General features: G+C 68.9%; 17 protein-coding genes. 11 read left to right on the top strand and 6 right to left on the bottom strand.

What is annotated here, in order from left to right; all coding sequences use genetic code 11:
- Positions 1-151: 151 nt before the first annotated feature.
- Together ACFRAQ_RS29715 and ACFRAQ_RS29710 are read right to left on the bottom strand one after the other, a co-directional pair.
- Positions 152-1,339: a M20 family metallopeptidase gene (locus ACFRAQ_RS29715; RefSeq protein ID WP_379105700.1), complete on the bottom strand. Its 1,188-nt coding sequence runs from the start codon at positions 1,337-1,339 to the stop codon at positions 152-154.
- 184 nt (positions 1,340-1,523) lie between these two features.
- Complete coding sequence (locus tag ACFRAQ_RS29710; protein ID WP_379105465.1) at positions 1,524-2,228, bottom strand: enoyl-CoA hydratase/isomerase family protein; 705 nt, start codon at positions 2,226-2,228, stop codon at positions 1,524-1,526.
- Between the two features lie 205 nt (positions 2,229-2,433).
- On the opposite strand from ACFRAQ_RS29710, the gene ACFRAQ_RS29705 reads away from it, so the two are divergent.
- Both ACFRAQ_RS29705 and ACFRAQ_RS29700 read left to right on the top strand, forming a co-directional pair.
- A complete protein-coding gene (locus ACFRAQ_RS29705) occupies positions 2,434-3,237 on the top strand; it encodes a purine-nucleoside phosphorylase (RefSeq protein ID WP_379105463.1) in 804 nt (267 codons plus the stop codon).
- 10 nt (positions 3,238-3,247) lie between these two features.
- Complete coding sequence (locus ACFRAQ_RS29700; RefSeq protein WP_379105461.1) at positions 3,248-4,861, top strand: phospho-sugar mutase; 1,614 nt, start codon at positions 3,248-3,250, stop codon at positions 4,859-4,861.
- Positions 4,862-4,925: 64 nt separating this feature from the next.
- Here the strand turns inward: ACFRAQ_RS29700 and upp are convergent, their stop codons facing one another.
- On the bottom strand, positions 4,926-5,549 hold the full coding sequence (gene upp, locus ACFRAQ_RS29695; protein WP_379105459.1) for a uracil phosphoribosyltransferase: 624 nt from the start codon (positions 5,547-5,549) through the stop codon (positions 4,926-4,928).
- A 137-nt stretch (positions 5,550-5,686) separates the two neighbouring features.
- On the opposite strand from upp, the gene ACFRAQ_RS29690 reads away from it, so the two are divergent.
- From ACFRAQ_RS29690 to ACFRAQ_RS29670, 5 genes are all read left to right on the top strand, one after another.
- On the top strand, positions 5,687-6,004 hold the full coding sequence (locus ACFRAQ_RS29690) for a type VII secretion target (RefSeq protein WP_379105457.1): 318 nt from the start codon (positions 5,687-5,689) through the stop codon (positions 6,002-6,004).
- 558 nt (positions 6,005-6,562) lie between these two features.
- Positions 6,563-7,846, top strand: coding sequence for an NlpC/P60 family protein (locus tag ACFRAQ_RS29685; protein WP_379105454.1), 1,284 nt, complete (start codon positions 6,563-6,565; stop codon positions 7,844-7,846).
- Entirely contained in the window at positions 7,843-8,196 is a 354-nt protein-coding gene (locus ACFRAQ_RS29680; protein ID WP_379105452.1) for a hypothetical protein, read from the top strand. The genes ACFRAQ_RS29685 and ACFRAQ_RS29680 overlap by 4 nt, the downstream gene beginning before the upstream one ends.
- Entirely contained in the window at positions 8,193-8,516 is a 324-nt protein-coding gene (locus ACFRAQ_RS29675; RefSeq protein ID WP_379105450.1) for a YbaB/EbfC family DNA-binding protein, read from the top strand. Before ACFRAQ_RS29680 ends, ACFRAQ_RS29675 begins: the two co-directional genes overlap by 4 nt.
- Positions 8,517-8,549: 33 nt before the next feature.
- Entirely contained in the window at positions 8,550-9,788 is a 1,239-nt protein-coding gene (locus ACFRAQ_RS29670; RefSeq protein ID WP_379105448.1) for a primosomal protein, read from the top strand.
- A 67-nt stretch (positions 9,789-9,855) separates the two neighbouring features.
- Here ACFRAQ_RS29670 and ACFRAQ_RS29665 read toward each other — a convergent pair whose 3' ends face one another.
- The 3 genes from ACFRAQ_RS29665 to ACFRAQ_RS29655 all read right to left on the bottom strand — a co-directional run bounded on the left by ACFRAQ_RS29665 (position 9,856) and on the right by ACFRAQ_RS29655 (position 12,833).
- A complete protein-coding gene (locus ACFRAQ_RS29665) occupies positions 9,856-10,947 on the bottom strand; it encodes an adenosine deaminase (RefSeq protein WP_379105446.1) in 1,092 nt (363 codons plus the stop codon).
- Positions 10,948-11,057: 110 nt separating this feature from the next.
- Positions 11,058-12,344 (bottom strand): thymidine phosphorylase, encoded by a 1,287-nt coding sequence (locus ACFRAQ_RS29660; RefSeq protein ID WP_379105698.1) that lies wholly within the window; start codon positions 12,342-12,344, stop codon positions 11,058-11,060.
- An 87-nt stretch (positions 12,345-12,431) separates the two neighbouring features.
- The gene (locus ACFRAQ_RS29655; protein WP_379105444.1) at positions 12,432-12,833 is read right to left on the bottom strand and encodes a cytidine deaminase; all 402 of its coding nucleotides are present in this window, start codon (positions 12,831-12,833) and stop codon (positions 12,432-12,434) included.
- 302 nt (positions 12,834-13,135) lie between these two features.
- Between ACFRAQ_RS29655 and sdhC the strand changes: the two genes are divergently transcribed.
- The 4 genes from sdhC to ACFRAQ_RS29635 are packed head-to-tail and all read left to right on the top strand — an operon-like array spanning position 13,136 to position 16,520.
- Positions 13,136-13,528, top strand: a complete 393-nt coding sequence (gene sdhC / locus ACFRAQ_RS29650; RefSeq protein WP_379105442.1) for a succinate dehydrogenase, cytochrome b556 subunit — start codon at positions 13,136-13,138, stop codon at positions 13,526-13,528.
- Between the two features lie 8 nt (positions 13,529-13,536).
- Complete coding sequence (locus ACFRAQ_RS29645; RefSeq protein ID WP_379105440.1) at positions 13,537-13,968, top strand: succinate dehydrogenase hydrophobic membrane anchor subunit; 432 nt, start codon at positions 13,537-13,539, stop codon at positions 13,966-13,968.
- A gap of 33 nt (positions 13,969-14,001) precedes the next feature.
- Entirely contained in the window at positions 14,002-15,753 is a 1,752-nt protein-coding gene (sdhA, locus tag ACFRAQ_RS29640; protein ID WP_379105696.1) for a succinate dehydrogenase flavoprotein subunit, read from the top strand.
- Positions 15,753-16,520, top strand: a complete 768-nt coding sequence (locus ACFRAQ_RS29635; protein ID WP_379105438.1) for a succinate dehydrogenase iron-sulfur subunit — start codon at positions 15,753-15,755, stop codon at positions 16,518-16,520. Before sdhA ends, ACFRAQ_RS29635 begins: the two co-directional genes overlap by 1 nt.
- The last annotated feature ends 43 nt before the right edge of the window (positions 16,521-16,563 follow it).

Raw genomic sequence — 16,563 nt, 5'->3', positions numbered from 1 at the left:
ACGCCCGACGGCGGCTGCGTGGTCACGCACGACGCCGCGAGTGGCCCGTTGACCCGCGCGGCGTACGTCGGGGCGCTCGCGGGGCCCTGCGTGGTCGCGCGAGCCGCCGCCTCCGGGCCTGACGCTCCCGCCCGGGACCGGCCGGTTGTGCTCACCGAATGTCCTCCTGTCGCTGAAACTGCCGTTGACCGACTCTCTCCGACAACCTGTCCCTGTGCATTTTGTCGCCTGCGATATGTATCGCCGTGCGGGCCAACGCCGTTGCCCCGTCCAGCACCGCACGGTCGGCCGAGGCGTTGACCGCGGCCGCCGCGAAGGCGGGCTGATGGGTCACCGCGCCTCCGGCATCGATGCCGATGACCGGGTGAATACCGGCGATGACGTTGGTGACGTTGCCCATATCGGTACTGCCCAGCGGCCGTGCCGCCTCGAATTCCGGGGCGATGGGCTCGCGGCCGAGCGCGGTGATCTGCTCGCGATAGGCACACAGTAGTGCGCTATCGGGAGTGAGCTCGGTATATGTCGGCGCGAGCTTCCGGATTTCGTGGGTGCATCCGGTTGCCAGGGCACCTGCCTCGAAACAAGCCGATGCTCGTTGCATCAGATCGTCGAGGGTCGCGGAGTCGACCGCACGTAGGTAATACAGCAGTTCCGCGTGACCGGGCACGATATTGGGGGCGACGCCGCCCGACCCGACTATACCGTGCAGCTGCTGTCCGGGGAGGAGATGTTGACGCAGCAAACCAAGGGCAACCTGCGCGACGGTGACGGCGTCGAGCGCGTTCCGGCCGTATTGGGGCGCCGCGCTGGCATGCGATTCGCGGCCGCTGTAGACCACCGAGAGATCGGCGAGGGCCAGCGAATGCGCGCCGGCGATGTCCTCCGGGCCCGGGTGCACCATCATGGCCATGGCCAGGTCGTCGAACACGCCGCGGTCCAGCATGAGCACCTTGCCGCCGCCCGACTCCTCGGCCGGGGTGCCCAGCACCTTCACGGTGATGTCGCAGGCGTCGGCGACGGCGGCCAGCCCGAGCGCCGCGCCCACCGCGGACGCGGCGATGATGTTGTGGCCGCAGGCGTGACCGATTTCGGGCAAAGCATCATATTCGGCGCAAATACCCACAACGAGTTCACCGCTGCCGAATTCCGCGGTGAATGCGGTCGGCAGATCCGCCACACCCGATTCGATGCGGAATCCGCGTTCGCGCAGCGGCTCGATCGTCTTGGCGACACTCCGGAATTCCTCGAATGCCAATTCGGGCTCGGAGTGGATGTCGTGCGAGAGCGCGATCAGCTGATCGCGGTAGCCGGCGATCGCGGCATCGGCCGCGGCCAGCAACGCCGGATCCGCCGATGCCACGGCCGGACGATGCGACGACGACACGGACGTCTCGGGACGTCCGATCGGTGCGCAGGATCTCCGGTCATCGCCGTTGCGCGATGGTGACATCCCAACAGTCTCGCACTGCCGCGCAACTCTGTCGCAGCAGGTAAGCCGGAAAATCTCCGGTGTAGGCCGTCGGTTACGGGTTGAACGCCAGGTTCTCGGGGGTGGTCTCCACCGCCAGCCCGGCCAGCGCCACCTGATGCAGGGCCTTCTTGATGACCGGCAGGTTCGGCTTGCGGTTGCCCTTGAGCAGGTCCGCGCGGGCGATGGCGGTGGCCAGCAACGACTCAGCGTCCGCCTTGGCGTCCACGATTCCGGCCGCGAGGGCGTCGTCCGCGCCGTAACGGCGGCCCGTGGTCATGGCCTCCACCGCGACCTGGTTGATCAGGCGGTTGGTGAGCAGCGCGTTCATGGCGACCGTGAACGGCATGCCCAGATTCACCTCGGGCAGGCACCAGAAGCCGCGGTCGGCGCGCATGACGCGGAAGTCGCAGGAGGTGGCGAGCATGGCGCCCGCGCCGAAGGCGTGCCCGTTCACCGCGGCCACGGTCGGCATGCCGAAGGTCAGCAGCCGGGAGTACAGCGAGTGCACGCGGTCCAGGTACCAGCAGTTCTTGTCGAAGTTGCCGAACAGCCAGTCGGTGTCGAGGCCGTTGGAGAAGAACTTGCCGTTGGCGGTGACCACCAGCGCGGCCGGGCCCTCGGACGCCTCGACCTCGTCGAGCAGCGCGTGGACCTCGGTGATCCAGTCCGGGTGGAAACGGTTCTCGCTGTCGATGGTCTGACCCTCGGTACCGAGGAACAGCACGAACACATCCCCGTCACGCTTCAAATACGCCATGCGCAGAGGGTAACGCCCACAAAAGGGCTTGCTACTCGCGGGTAGCAAGCCTCGCAGGTTCGCGGTCCGCCCCGGTCCGGGCTGCGGCTGGAATAGACCTCCGCCTTGGAGCGGGGGAGCGAAGCGGAGGAGCGGAGGAGGGAAGACCGGGGTTACGAGGGCCGCGAACAGCCGCAGCGAAGCGGAGGCAATTAGACTCGGCGACATGCTAGCCGAGAAGGCCATGGGCGGGGTTTCCGAACTAGCCGCCGCAGCCATTGCCGAACGTACGGGAGTGCAGCAGCATCGCGTCGCCGTGGTGCTGGGATCAGGCTGGCAGGAAGCTGCCGCCGAGATCGGCGAACCATCCACATCCATCCCCATGTCCGAGGTGCCGGGGTTCGGATCGCCCACGGCGCAGGGACATCAGGGCACCATCCATTCGGTGCACGTCGGCGACTCGCCCGTGCTGCTGCTCATGGGCCGCCAGCACCTCTACGAGGGACACGAGCCGAGCAAGGTTGTTCACAACGTGCGCACCGCGCTGGCCGCCGGTGCGCAGACCGTACTGCTCACCAACGCGGCGGGCGGCATTCGCGACGGGCTGTCGGTCGGCGAGCCCGTACTGATCAGCGACCACATCAATCTCACCGGCCGCACCCCCATCGAGGGCGCGAACTTCGTCGACCTGGTCGACGCCTGGGATCCCGAATTACGCGCGCTGGCAAAGGAAATCGACCCCAGCCTCACCGAAGGCGTGTACGCGGGCCTGACCGGACCGCAGTACGAGACCCCCGCCGAGATCCGCATGCTGCGCACCATCGGCGCGGACCTGGTCGGCATGTCCACGGTGCTCGAGGCCATCGCCTGCCGCGAGGGCGGGGCCAAGGTGCTCGGCATCTCGCTGGTCACCAATCTGGCGGCGGGCGTCACCGGACAGCACCTCTCACACGCCGAAGTCCTGGCCGAAGGCCACGCCGCCGCACCGAGATTGGGCAAGCTGCTGCGCGGCGTGCTGGAACGCCTCTAGGCGCGCGGGCATGCTGCGTTTCGGAACCGCCGGGCTGCGCGGTCCCCTCCAGGACGGCCCGGACGGCATGAACATCGACACCGTCGCGCGGGCGTCGGCGGGCATCGCCGCGTGGCTGCGCGACCGCTGTCTCGGCGGCGGGATCGTCATCGTCGGCCGCGATGCCCGGCACGGCTCGGACGAATTCGCCACCGCGGCGGCGGAAGTCTTCGCCGCGGCCGGATTCTCCGTGCTCGCGCTCCCCCACCCGGTGCCGACCCCGGTGGTCGCGTTCGCGGTGCGGGAGTTGAAAGCCGTTGCGGGCGTGCAGATCACCGCCTCGCACAATCCGGCCACCGATAACGGCTACAAGGTCTACCTCGACGGCGGCTCACAGATCGTCCCGCCCGCCGACACCGAGATCGAGCGCTGCATCGACGCGATCCACGGCCACATCGCCCGCACCGACCCCGACCCGACCGCCCCGGACCCCGAGCGGCTCGCACTACCCGAGGGCACCCCGCCGGACGCGATCGGCGCGGAGATCGTCCGCCGGTACCTGGCCCGGGTCACCCGATTGCCCCGCCTCATCGGCGGCGACGCACCACTCAGCATCGAGGACATCGAGACGACCGCCGACGATCCCGCCGCGGCCACGCGAGATGTCCGGCGGCGCGGCGATATCCGGATCGTGCTGACCCCCATGCACGGCGTGGGCGGGGAGCTGGGCGTCGCCGCGCTGCGAGGCGCCGGGTTCGACGAAGTACTGGTGGTCGCGGAACAGTTCGCGCCGGACCCGGACTTCCCGACCGTGGCGTTCCCGAATCCCGAGGAGCCGGGGACGGCGGATCTGCTGCTCGATCTGGGCGAACGGCTCGACGCGGACCTCGCCATCGCGCTGGACCCGGACGCGGATCGGTGTGCGCTCGGCGTGCGCGGGCCGGATGGCTGGCGGATGCTGCGCGGCGACGAAACCGGGGTGCTGCTGGGCGATTTCGTGCTGCGGACCGCCGCACCGGACGCCCTGGTCGCCACCACCATCGTGTCCTCACGGCTGCTGAGCAAGATCGCCGCCGCTCGCGGAGCGCGGTACGCCGAGACGCTGACCGGGTTCAAGTGGCTGGCCCGCGCGGGCGAGGGGCTCGTCTACGCGTACGAGGAGGCGATCGGGCACTGCGTCGATCCGTCCGCCGTGCGCGACAAGGACGGCATCTCGGCCGCGGTCGTCGCCGCCGATCTGGTCGCCCAGCTGAAGGCGCAGGGCCGCACCGTGCTCGACGTCCTCGACGAGTACGCGGTCGAGTTCGGTGTCCACGCCGGCGACCAGGTGTCGCTGCGTCTGGCCGATGCGGCGGCCGCCGCGGACGTCGTGGCGCGACTGCGGGAGACACCCCCGCGCGAGATCGCCGGGGAACCCGTGACCTGCACCGACATGGCACAGCTCCGGGGGCGGATGCGTACCGACGCATTGGTTTTCGAGGCGGACTCGTTCCGGGTGGTGGTGCGCCCGTCCGGCACCGAGCCTAAGCTCAAGTGCTATCTGGAAGCGTTCGAACCCGTGGCGGGACCGGATGCGCTCGACGACGCGAAAGCGGTGGCCGCGCAGCGGCTCGCCGAACTCCGCAAGTACTTCCAGCAGCTCTGAGCCGCTGCCGCGACCACTTCCGGAATCGCACCCCGGGCGTGGTTCGGCGCGGCCTGGGAGTGATTCAGCGCGGCCCGAACTGGCGGTCCCCCGCGTCGCCGAGACCCGGCACGATGTAGGCGTCGGAGTTGAGGCCACGGTCCACCGAGGCGGTGACCAGCAGCACGGCGTGCCCCGACTTCTCCAGCGCCTCAATGCCTTCCGGCGCGGCCACCACGCACACCACGGTGATGTCACGAGCCTTGCGCGTCGCCAGCAGATCCAGCGTGTACACCATGGATCCGCCGGTCGCCAGCATCGGATCCAGCACCATCACCGGCGTGGTCGACAGGTCCTCCGGCAGCGACTCCATGTACGGCGTCGGCTGATGCGTCTCCTCGTCGCGGGCCAGCCCCACGAACCCGATCCGCGCGTCCGGAATCAGATTCTCCGCCGTCTCCACCATCCCCAGGCCGGCCCGCAGCACCGGCACCAGCAGCGGCGGCGCGTTCAACCGCGCCCCCTCCGCCGCGGCCACCGGCGTGGCGATGGGAAACCGCTCGACCGGTGCGTCCCGCATCGCCTCGTACACCAGAATCCCCGTCAAATCCCGAAGCGCCGCCCGGAAAGTCGGATTGGTCGTCCGAGCGTCTCGCATGGTGGTCAACAACGCGGCCGCCAGCGGATGGTCCACAACGAGTGTGCGCATAGGAAAACCATAGGTCAGCCCCCGCCCTGAAGATCCCTCCACCGCGATTCTCCACACCGGGAACCATCCGGCCCCCACCCGCGTCCAACCCGGTACACCACATTTCCGCCCGCCGACCGGGCAAGAAGGGGGCACCAATGCACGTCTCGATCCACCCCGAGGGCCTGACCACCTACGCGACCGCCACCACCGCCCTCGCCACCCGCCTCACCACCGCCACCACCCACGCCGCCACCGCCGCCCCCACCGCCCTCGCCGACACCCTCGGCCTGATCGGCGCCGACCTGCTGACCGCCTACGCCGCCGCCCACGCCACCCACACGACCACCCTGACCCACCTCACCACCGTCTTCACCGCCACCAGCGCCGCCACCGACACCGCCGCGACGACCTACACCGACCACGACCACACCCGGGCCGCCGCCCTGCGCGCCACCGCCGAGCTGGACGCATGATCGCGTCACCCCAAAGACCGTGCGCGGCAATCATGCTGATTCACCGCGACGCCGCGCGTGCTGGCCACGCGCCGCACGAAGAGCCGCGATTCGTCCACCGCCGGACGCCGCACCGCCGGGCCGCGCGCCGCTGCCCTGCGCGCCACCACCGAGCTGGACGCATGATCGCGTCACCCCAAAGACCGTGCGCGGCAAACATGCTGATTCGGCGCGACCCCGGCGGGCGTACCAACCGAACGCTCACGAAGAGCCGCGATTCGTTCACGGGCGGATGCCGCGCCACCGAGCCGCGCGCCGCTGCGGAGCCGGGCGCACGTCCACGCCACCGGGGCAGCAGACCCGGCCACGGACCATCACCGCTCTTGGGCGCCCCTGCCGATGCTGCTCGACCCCCGTGGATTTCACCGTCCCCCCAGTACTTTCCGACGGTCGGTGGCCGGATCCTGCGGGCGGCTCGGGGTCCGGCTCGGAAGTCGGAGGACCTCCCCGGCGGAGCCGAGGTCGCGGCACCGACCGAAAGGGGCGGACGGACAGGGCAATTCGGCCGGGGGTTCGTCGATGAGCGATGACGTGACGGCGGCGGAGCTGGAGAGGCCGATCGTCGAGCTGCTGCGGAGTTTCGGGTCCGGGCGCGGCACCACCGCCGACGTGCTGCGGGAGACCGCGCGGATCGTCGATGAGGCGCACGCGGAGAGCCGGGGCAGTGTCGATCGGATGTACGACGCGTGGCGGGGACGAGCCGGGGATGCGGCGCTGGACAACGCATTGCGGACGCGGACCACGGCGGCGACGGCGTCCGAACGCGGGCAGGCGATGGCGGAGATCCTGGAGCGTGCGGATACGGAGGTCGCGAACGGGCGGCGGGAGTTGGAGGAGATTCTGCGGGCGTTCCGGGCCGAGTTGGCTGCGCTCGGAGCGAGTGCGGATACGCCGGGCGGGACGACGGCCGCTGTCGAGTCCGCGATCGACCACATCGGCCGAGCGGTGCGGGTCGTCGAACGGGTGCGGGCGGAGTTGGCGAGTGAGACGGCTGCCATGGCGGAATTGAGCGGTCCGATTCCGGCACCGGCGATCGTGAGTCCCGGGGGTGATGCGCCGGGCGATATCGCGGGTGTTCCGGTCGATGAGGGCACCGGTCCCGCCGGCGCGAGTCCGCTGCCGGCCGGGGCGGGCACTGCTCCGGCGGTGAGCCCGTCACCAGATGCGGTGGAGACCGTCCCGGCTTCGGCGGGCACGCACCCCGGCGACCGGTGGCCTCATGTCAGCCCAGCCACCTCGACCGGCGATCCGGTCACGAGTGGCGGTGACACGATCACGGCTGTCGGGCGCACGTTACTCGGGACCGGGCACTCGCCGGGCGGTGTGCGGACCACCACGGCGTCCGCGTTCACGCCGAAGTCGTCCGGGGTCGGCCATGATTCGCCGGGCGGCGGGACGCACCCGGGCGGGGTGTGGGTGACGTTGCCGGACGGGAGTCGGGTGGAGGCGCCGAACGAGCAGGCGGCGGAGGCGGTTCGGCAGGCGTTGAGTGCGGTGGGGACCCCGTATGTGTGGGGTGGGGTGACGCCCGGGGTGGGGGTGGATTGCAGTGGTCTGACGCAGTGGGCCTATGGGCAGGCGGGGGTTTCGCTGCCGCGGCTGGCGCAGGAGCAGGGCCTCGGGCATCCCAGTGTCGGTCCAGGGGGCTTGATGCCCGGTGATCTTGCGGTGTGGGACGGGCACGTGGCGATGGTGATCGGGAACGGGCAGTTGGTGGAGGCGGGCGATCCCGTCCAGATCGGACCGATACGAACGGAGAATTCGGGCATGCGTTTCCTCGGTTTCTACAGGCCGACGACATGAGCGGGCCGCGGGATACGGCGCAGGTGCCGCCGGTGACGGTCGCGGCGTCGGGAAATCGGGCGGGCACGGTGACGGTGTCGGCCACCGATCAGGGCATGCCGGTCGAGATCCGGTTCGAGCGCGGTGAATACCGGTACGGCGCACAGGCTCTCGCCGACGAGATCCTCCGATTGACCCGACGGTCCGCGCTGGTGGCGCGGTCGCGGCGGCGCGAACAGCTGGCTGCGACGGGGGTGCCGGACCCGGTCCTGGACCGGCTCGGCCTGCCCTCCCGCCAGGCCGCGGTGGACGAGCTGGATCGGCTCGACGACGCCGACACCGGCCGGGCCGGTTGGTTGCGGAACCGATGAGCGCCGAGATGGACGCCCTGGTCCGAGGCGTCAACGACCAGCTGGAAGCCCTCGAAGCGACCCTGCGCGACCTGGGCGGAGTGCGCGGCCGCTGCGTCGCCGAGGACGGTTCGGTCACCGCCGAGGTGGACGCCCACGGCGCGCTGACCGGCCTGTGGCTGGCCGAATCGGTGACGTCCCGGCCTCCGGCCGAGGTCTCCCGGCTGATCCTGTGGGCGGCGCGGCGGGCCGCCGCCGAGGCGACCGCGCAGCGGGCCCGGATCATCACCCGCCTGAACGACGCGCTGATTTCCAAAAAATGTTGGGGGCGACCCGGATAGTGCCTGACGCGACGACTGGATAGGCTTCCGGTCATGGCTTCTGGAGACATCGTCCCGATCGCGCTGGGCCTGACCAAAGGCGATCTTGTCACCCTCTGGGCACCCCGCTGGCGAGACGGTGACGATGAGTGGCAGGCATTCCTCGGTCACGAGGAAGACCTCTACGGTTTCGACTCCGTCGCGGAGCTGGCCGCGTTCATCCGCACCAACTCCGACAACGATCTGGTGGATCATCCGGCCTGGAAGATCATCGCCGGTCTGTCGGCGGCCGAACTGGAGCCCGAGGAGCAGTTCGTCTTCGATCTGGTCGGCGTGCCCGAGCTGGCCGCCGACGACCCGGACCCGGAGGTGGTCTCCGAGCTCGAGGAGACCCTCGAGATGGTCCGCAATATCGGCGACGTGTGCGAACTCGACCCCGTCACCAAGTTCTTCGGCTCGCACCCGGTGCTGGGCGCGCTGGCCGGCGGGGTGAGCGCCTTCCTCGGGCGTGAGGGCGAGGAGCTGTGGGACCAGATCGGCGCGGCCATCGCCAAGGACTGGGAAGCCGTCATCGACGCCATCGATTCGGTGGTGACGGTGCCCGACGTGGACGCCGACGCGGTCTCGGTGGCCGAGGCGGAACTGCTTGCGGCGCAGGAGAACATCGTCGACGCTGAGGACGCGGCCGAGGGTGACGACGAGATCGAGGACGTCGACCTGGACGAGGACGACGAGGAGGGCGAGCCGTCCTTCTGGCACGAGGTCGGCATCGACCCGGTGAAGATCATCTCCTCGGACGGCACCTTCTTCACGCTGCGCTGCTACGTCGACGACGAGCCCATCTTCCTGGGCAAGGACGGCTCGATCACGGTCTTCGGTTCGGAGCGCGCCCTGGCCCGTTACCTGGCCGACGACCACGATCACGACCTGGCCCGGGTGAGCACCTACGGCGAGGTGCAGACCGCCGCCGTGGACGGTTCGCTCGAGGTGGAGGTCGACGAGGAGAACGTCTACGTGCTGCCCGGTCTGTCCGAGGACCTGGCCTCCGGCCCGAAGTCCGTGGACACCGATCAGCTCGACCTGGCGGTCGAATTGTTCACCGACGCCGCCGACTACGCCGACGACGACGCCGTCGAGTCGGCGCTGGCGGTCTCCACTCCCCTGGGCTGGTACGTCTCCTACCTGCTGAACCCGGACCCGACCCGGATGGCCCCGAACCCGCCGTTCCAGGCCGAGTCGGAGGCGTGGAAGGCGCTGGAGTCGGTCTTCGAGGCCCGCCTGCAGAAGGGCTGACCCGGTCCGACCCCCGACACGATTCGAGCCGCACCCCGTGGGTGCGGCTCGAATCGCTTTCCGGGCGCTATCCCAGCAGCACCGCGTAGCCGGGCTTGATCACCTCGTCGATCAGCCGCAGTCGTTCCGGGAACGGGATGAACGCGGACTTCATGGCATTGATGGTGAACCGTTCCAGATCGCTCCAGCCGTACCCGAAGGTCTCCGACAGCTTGAGCATCTCCTTGCTCATGGTGGTGTCGCTCATGAGCCGGTTGTCGGTGTTCACGGTGACCCGGAACCGCAGCCGCGCGAGCAGGTCGAACGGGTGCTTGTCGAGCGAGGGCACCGCCCCGGTCTGCACGTTCGAGGAGGGGCACAGTTCCAGCGGAATCCGCATGTCCCGCACGTAGTTCGCGACCACGCCGAGGACCGGCCCGTCGGGGCCGTCGGTGATGTCGTCGGTGATGCGCACGCCGTGCCCGAGTCGTTCGCAGCCGCAGAAGGCGACGGCCTCGTGGATGGACGGCAGCCCGAACGCCTCGCCCGCGTGAATCGTGAAGTGCGCGAGGTTGGCCCGCATGTAGTCGAAGGCGTCGAGGTGGCGGCTGGGCGGGTAGCCGGCTTCCGCGCCCGCGATGTCGAAGCCGCCGACACCGCGGTCGCGCCAGCGCACGGTGAGTTCGGCGATCTCGCGGGAGCGGGCGGCGTGCCGCATGGCGGTGAGCAGGCAGACCACGGTGATGGGGGTGCCCGCCGCGGCGGCGGCCGCCTCGCCTTCCCGGAATCCGGCGATGGTGTGCTCGACGACCTCGTCGAGGGTGAGTCCGGCCTCGATGTGCTGTTCGGGCGCGAACCGCACCTCGGCGTAGATGACGCCGTCGGCGGCGAGGTCCTCGGCGCATTCGCGAGCGACCCGGCGCAGACCTTCGGGGGTCTGCATGACGGCGACGGTGTGGGCGAAGGTCTCCAGGTAGCGTTCGAGCGAGCCGCTGTCGGCCGCGTCCCGGAACCAGGCGCCGAGGGATTCGGCGTCGCTTGCAGGTAGCTGGTCGTATCCGGCGGCGCGCGCGAGCTCCAGCACCGTCGCGGGTCGCAGCCCGCCGTCGAGGTGATCGTGCAGGACCGCCTTGGGAGCCTGGCGGATCGAGGCGAGAGTGAGGGGCGTCGGTCCAGTCATGTAGCAACGTTAGCCGCATTCCCGTTCTGCGGCAGGACTGTTGGCCCGACTCACCGACAGTTCGGCATGTCGTTGCCCTCACGTTGCTGACCGGCGCGAATCCTTCATCTTCAGGCGGTGACGCGGTCCAGGATCAAGGGTTGCAGCGGCAACTGGACGGTGCCGTCGATGGTGAACGCGCCACGCAGCAGGTCCAACGCCACCGGGAAGGCCTCGGGGGTGTCGGTGTGCAGGGTCAGCAGCGGCTGCCCCTCGGTGATGGAATCGCCTGGCTTGGCGTGCATTTCGACGCCCGCCCCGGCCTGCACCGGGTCGCCCTGCCGGGCCCGGCCCGCGCCGAGCCGCCAGGCGGCGAGTCCGACGTCGAGGGCGTCGAGGCGGATCAGGGTGCCCGCGGCGGGCGCGCGCAGGGTTTCGGTGTGGCGGGCCTGCGGCAGCGGGGCGTCCGGATCACCGCCCTGGGCGCGCACCATGGCCCGCCACTGGTCCATGGCGCGGCCGTCGGCGAGCGCGTCAGCGGGGTCGACATCGGTGATCCCGGCCTGCGCGAGCATCTCCCGGGCCAGGGCGAGGGTGAGGTCGACGACATCGGCGGGGCCGCCGCCGGCGAGCACGTCGAGGGATTCGCAGACTTCCAGGGCGTTTCCGGCGGTGTGGCCGAGCGGGGTGTCCATGGCGGTGAGCAGGGCCACGGTCCGCACCCCGGCGTCGGTGCCGAGTTCGACCATGGCGGTGGCCAGTTCACGCGCCTGCGCCTCCTCGCGCAGGAACGCCCCGCGGCCGACCTTCACGTCCAGGACCAGCGCCCCGGTGCCCTCGGCGATCTTCTTGCTCATGATGGAGCTGGCGATCAGGGGGATGGATTCCACGGTCCCGGTGACGTCACGCAGCGCGTAGAGCCGTTTGTCGGCGGGGGCCAGGTCGGCTCCGGCGGCGCAGACGACGGCGCCGACGGCGGGATCGGACAAGAGCTCCCGCATGCGCGCGACCGGAAGGTCGGCCTGCCAGCCGGGTATCGCCTCGAGCTTGTCGAGTGTGCCTCCGGTGTGCCCCAACCCGCGTCCGGAGAGCTGGGGCACGGCGGCCCCGCAGGCCGCGACCAGCGGCGACAGCGGCAGGGTGATCTTGTCGCCGACCCCGCCGGTGGAGTGTTTGTCGACGGTGGGGCGGCCCAGATCGGTGAAGTCCAAACGCTTCCCGGAGTCGATCATGGCGTGGGTCCAGCGGGCGGTCTCGCGGCGGGTCATGCCGCGCCAGACGATGGCCATCGCCAGCGCCGACATCTGTTCGTCGGCGACCTCGCCGCGGGTGAACGCGTCCACCACCCAATCGATCTGCGCGTCGCTGAGCTGTCCGCCGTCGCGCTTGGCCCGAATCACGTCCACCGCCGAGTGCACCGTCACGCCCTCCACCCTGGCACGGGCTCGGCCGCCTTTCCACGGATTCCCCCGCGCGCCACGATGATCAGCCGTTATAGCGAGGTTCTACCGCTGCCCGGCGGCGAGGTCGTCGGGCCCGAAGGAGTCCGGCAGCAGCGCATTCAGGGTGACGGGCCCGTCGCGGTGATCGACGAGCAAATCACCGCCGCCGTGCTCGAGCAGAATCTGCCGGCAGCGTCCACAGGGCATGAGCACCGCGCCCCGCGAATCGCAGACCGAGACCGCCCGGAGTCGCCCGCCTCCGCCCGAAATCAAGTTACCGACCAGTACACATTCAGCGCAGAGGCCCAAACCGTATGAGACATTTTCCACATTGCAGCCGCTCACCACGCGGTCGTCGACGGTGAGAGCCGCGGCCCCGACGGGGAATCCGGAATAGGGGGCATACGCCTCTTGCATAACTTCAAAAGCCTTGTCACGCAGGGCTTTCCAGTCAATTTCGGACATTTCGGACCATCCTCCTATGGACGTGACAGCACCCCCGTGTTACACGTTCTGCCTGGTCGCGAAAATCAGGAAAGGCAAACCTAACTCACAACAATTTGAGCCAACGAGCGGCACGCCGAATTAGTTCCCCTCCAAAGCTGGGTTTAGAGTTCACGACAGATCGGTTCAGGTTCCCGACAACGGGCCTGCAGCACTGCCACCGGATGTTGATTCCGCTCGTGAGCAGGTGGTTTCGACAGTCCGAAGGCTCCGCGGCCGGATTCTGACCGGGTCCATCAACGACGTTGGAGGCACCGCACTCTATGACCACGCTAGAAGCTCCGGCCAAGCCGAAGCGCACCTTGTACCGAGGCGACCCCGGCATGTGGTCCTGGGCACTGCACCGCATCACCGGCGTGACGATCTTCTTCTTCCTGTTCGTCCACGTCCTCGATACCGCGTTGGTGCGAGTCAGCCCGGACACCTACGACCGCGCGATCGAGACCTACAAGAACCCCCTCGTCGCCCTCATGGAGATGGGTCTGGTTGTCTGCGTGCTGTTCCACGCGTTCAACGGCATCCGCATCATCCTCGTCGACTTCTGGTCGCAGGGCCCGCGCTACCAGCGGCAGATGCTCTGGATCGTGCTCGCGATCTGGATCCTCGTCGCCGGTGCCGGAGTCGGCCGCCAGTTCTTCTACCTGCTGACGAATTGAGAGCCGACATGACCGCACCTGTTCTCGGTAAGTCCTACGACCGCCCCGCCTCGCTCGACGCCCCCCGCGCGCCCCGCCGCGCCGGCGGCAACAACTTCGAGAAGTACGCCTGGCTCTTCATGCGTGCCTCGGGCCTGCTGCTGGTCATCCTGGTCATCGGCCACATGACGATCATGCTGATGCTCGACGGCGGCGTGCACCGCCTGAACTTCGCGTTCGTCGCCGGCCGCTGGGCCTCCCCGTTCTGGCAGCTCTGGGACCTCACCATGCTGTGGCTGGCCCAGCTGCACGGCGGCAACGGCCTGCGCACCGTGATCGACGATTACGCGCGCAAGGACTCCACCCGCTTCTGGCTGAAGACCGCGCTGGTCGTGTCCATGATCCTGGTCATGGTCACCGGCACCTACGTGATCTTCACCTTCGACCCCAACATCAGTTAGGAACAGGCCACCTCGATGAGTGAATCCCGACCGATTCAGGAGCACCGCTACGACGTCGTCATCGTCGGTGCCGGTGGCGCTGGAATGCGTGCGGCGATCGAGGCCGGTCCTCGGGCGCGCACCGCCGTCCTGACCAAGCTCTACCCGACCCGTTCTCACACCGGTGCGGCGCAGGGCGGCATGTGCGCCGCGCTGGCGAACGTGGAAGAGGACAACTGGGAGTGGCACACCTTCGACACCGTCAAGGGTGGTGACTACCTGGTCGACCAGGACGCCGCGGAGATCATGGCCAAGGAAGCCATCGACGCCGTGCTCGACCTGGAGAAGATGGGCCTGCCGTTCAACCGCACGCCCGAGGGCAAGATCGACCAGCGTCGCTTCGGTGGCCACACCCGTGACCACGGCAAGGCGCCCGTGCGTCGCGCGTGCTACGCCGCCGACCGCACCGGCCACATGATCCTGCAGACGCTGTACCAGAACTGCGTCAAGCACGACGTGGAGTTCTACAACGAGTTCTACGTGCTCGACCTGATCCTGTCCGACGGCCCCAACGGCCCGATCGCGACCGGCGTCGTGGCCTACGAGCTGGCCACCGGCGAGCTGCACGTGTTCCACGCGAAGTCGATCATCTTCGCCACCGGTGGTTCGGGTCGTATGTACAAGACCACCTCCAACGCCCACACCCTCACCGGTGACGGCATGGCGATCGTGTTCCGCAAGGGACTTCCGCTGGAGGACATGGAGTTCCACCAGTTCCACCCGACAGGCCTCGCGGGCCTCGGCATCCTCATCTCCGAGGCGGTCCGTGGTGAGGGCGGCATCCTGCGCAACGCCTCCGGTGAGCGCTTCATGGAGCGCTACGCGCCGACCATCAAGGACCTGGCGCCGCGTGACATCGTCGCGCGCTCCATGGTGCTCGAGGTCCGTGAGGGCCGCGGCGCGGGCCCGAACAAGGACTACGTGCTCATCGACGTGACCCACCTCGGTGAGGACGTGCTCGAGGAGAAGCTCCCCGACATCACCGAGTTCGCCCGCACCTACCTGGGCGTCGACCCGGTCAAGGAGCCGGTGCCGGTCATGCCGACCTGTCACTACGTGATGGGTGGCATCCCGACCCGCATCCGCGGCGAGGTGCTGCGCAACAACACCGACATCGTGCCCGGCCTGTACGCCGCCGGTGAGTGCGCCTGTGTCTCCGTGCACGGCGCCAACCGTCTGGGCACCAACTCGCTGCTGGACATCAACGTGTTCGGCCGGCGCGCGGGCATCGCGGCCGCCGAGTACGCGCAGCGCGCCGAGTTCGTCGACATGCCGGAGAACCCGGCGCAGATGGTGCAGGACTGGCTGGCCAACCTGCTGGGCGAGCACGGCAACGAGCGCGTCGCCGACATCCGCACCGAGCTGCAGAACTCCATGGACGACAAGGCCGGTGTGTACCGCACCGAGGAGTCGCTGAAGTCCATGCTCGAGGAGATCCAGGTCTTCAAGGAGCGCTACTCGCGGATCACCGTGCAGGACAAGGGCCGTCGCTACAACAGCGACCTGCTCGAGGCCGTCGAGCTGGGCTTCCTGCTGGAGCTGGCCGAGGTGACCGTGGCGGGTGCGGTGAACCGCAAGGAATCCCGCGGCGGCCACGCGCGCGAGGACTACCCGGACCGCGACGACGTCAACTTCATGCGGCACACCATGGCCTACAAGCAGAGCCCGGAGCTCATCTCCGACATCCGCCTGGACTACAAGCCGGTTGTGCAGACCCGCTACGAGCCGATGGAGCGTAAGTACTGATGACTGCTGTCGCTGAAACGCCGCAGAAGCCGGCTCCGGTGCCGGACGGGTCGACCCTGATCACCGTCAAGGTCGCCCGCTTCAACCCGGAGGACGGGCAGGGCCAGCACTGGGACGAGTTCAAGGTCCCCGTGCTGCCGACCGACCGGTTCCTGAACGTGCTCATCTACATCAAGTCCTACCTGGACGGCACGCTCACCTTCCGTCGCTCCTGCGCGCACGGCGTGTGTGGCTCGGATGCCATGCGCATCAACGGCGTCAACCGCCTGGCGTGCAAGATCCTCATGAAGGACATGCTGCCCAAGGGCAGCAAGGAGCTGACGGTCACCGTCGAGCCGATCCGCGGCCTGCCCGTGGAGAAGGACCTCGTGGTGAACATGGAGCCGTTCTTCGACGCGTTCAAGGCAGTCAAGCCCTACCTGATCACCAAGGGCAACGAGCCGACCTACGAGCGCATCCAGTCCCAGCACGACCGCGCCCGCTTCGATGACACCACCAAGTGCATCCTGTGCGCCTGCTGCACCACCTCCTGCCCCGTGTACTGGAGCGACGGCAGCTACTTCGGCCCGGCCGCGATCGTGAACGCGCACCGCTTCATCTTCGACAGCCGGGACGAGGGCGCCCGCGAGCGTCTGGACATCCTCAACGATGTCGAGGGTGTGTGGCGCTGCCGCACCACCTTCAACTGCACCGACGCGTGCCCCCGCGGCATCGAGGTCACCAAGGCGATCCAGGAAGTCAAGCGCGCGCTGCTGTTCGCCCGCTGACTCCGGCTGAGCCGAAATACCAAGGCCGCCCGCATCTTCGGAT

Origin of the sequence: Nocardia sp. NPDC056611 (assembly GCF_042792755.1) — a bacterium.
Classification (GTDB): Bacteria; Actinomycetota; Actinomycetes; order Mycobacteriales; family Mycobacteriaceae; genus Nocardia.
Note: the sequence above shows the minus strand (reverse complement) of the source record. Positions and strands in the feature narration are given on the sequence as shown.

Coding starts and splice junctions, on each gene's coding strand:
- ACFRAQ_RS29710 (WP_379105465.1), bottom strand. CDS start 2,228: ATGGCGTATTTGAAGCGTGACGGGGATGTGTTCGTGCTGTTCCTCGGT.
- ACFRAQ_RS29705 (WP_379105463.1), top strand. CDS start 2,434: ATGCTAGCCGAGAAGGCCATGGGCGGGGTTTCCGAACTAGCCGCCGCA.
- ACFRAQ_RS29700 (WP_379105461.1), top strand. CDS start 3,248: ATGCTGCGTTTCGGAACCGCCGGGCTGCGCGGTCCCCTCCAGGACGGC.
- upp (WP_379105459.1), bottom strand. CDS start 5,549: ATGCGCACACTCGTTGTGGACCATCCGCTGGCGGCCGCGTTGTTGACC.
- ACFRAQ_RS29690 (WP_379105457.1), top strand. CDS start 5,687: ATGCACGTCTCGATCCACCCCGAGGGCCTGACCACCTACGCGACCGCC.
- ACFRAQ_RS29685 (WP_379105454.1), top strand. CDS start 6,563: ATGAGCGATGACGTGACGGCGGCGGAGCTGGAGAGGCCGATCGTCGAG.
- ACFRAQ_RS29680 (WP_379105452.1), top strand. CDS start 7,843: ATGAGCGGGCCGCGGGATACGGCGCAGGTGCCGCCGGTGACGGTCGCG.
- ACFRAQ_RS29675 (WP_379105450.1), top strand. CDS start 8,193: ATGAGCGCCGAGATGGACGCCCTGGTCCGAGGCGTCAACGACCAGCTG.
- ACFRAQ_RS29670 (WP_379105448.1), top strand. CDS start 8,550: ATGGCTTCTGGAGACATCGTCCCGATCGCGCTGGGCCTGACCAAAGGC.
- ACFRAQ_RS29665 (WP_379105446.1), bottom strand. CDS start 10,947: ATGACTGGACCGACGCCCCTCACTCTCGCCTCGATCCGCCAGGCTCCC.
- ACFRAQ_RS29655 (WP_379105444.1), bottom strand. CDS start 12,833: ATGTCCGAAATTGACTGGAAAGCCCTGCGTGACAAGGCTTTTGAAGTT.
- sdhC (WP_379105442.1), top strand. CDS start 13,136: ATGACCACGCTAGAAGCTCCGGCCAAGCCGAAGCGCACCTTGTACCGA.
- ACFRAQ_RS29645 (WP_379105440.1), top strand. CDS start 13,537: ATGACCGCACCTGTTCTCGGTAAGTCCTACGACCGCCCCGCCTCGCTC.
- ACFRAQ_RS29635 (WP_379105438.1), top strand. CDS start 15,753: ATGACTGCTGTCGCTGAAACGCCGCAGAAGCCGGCTCCGGTGCCGGAC.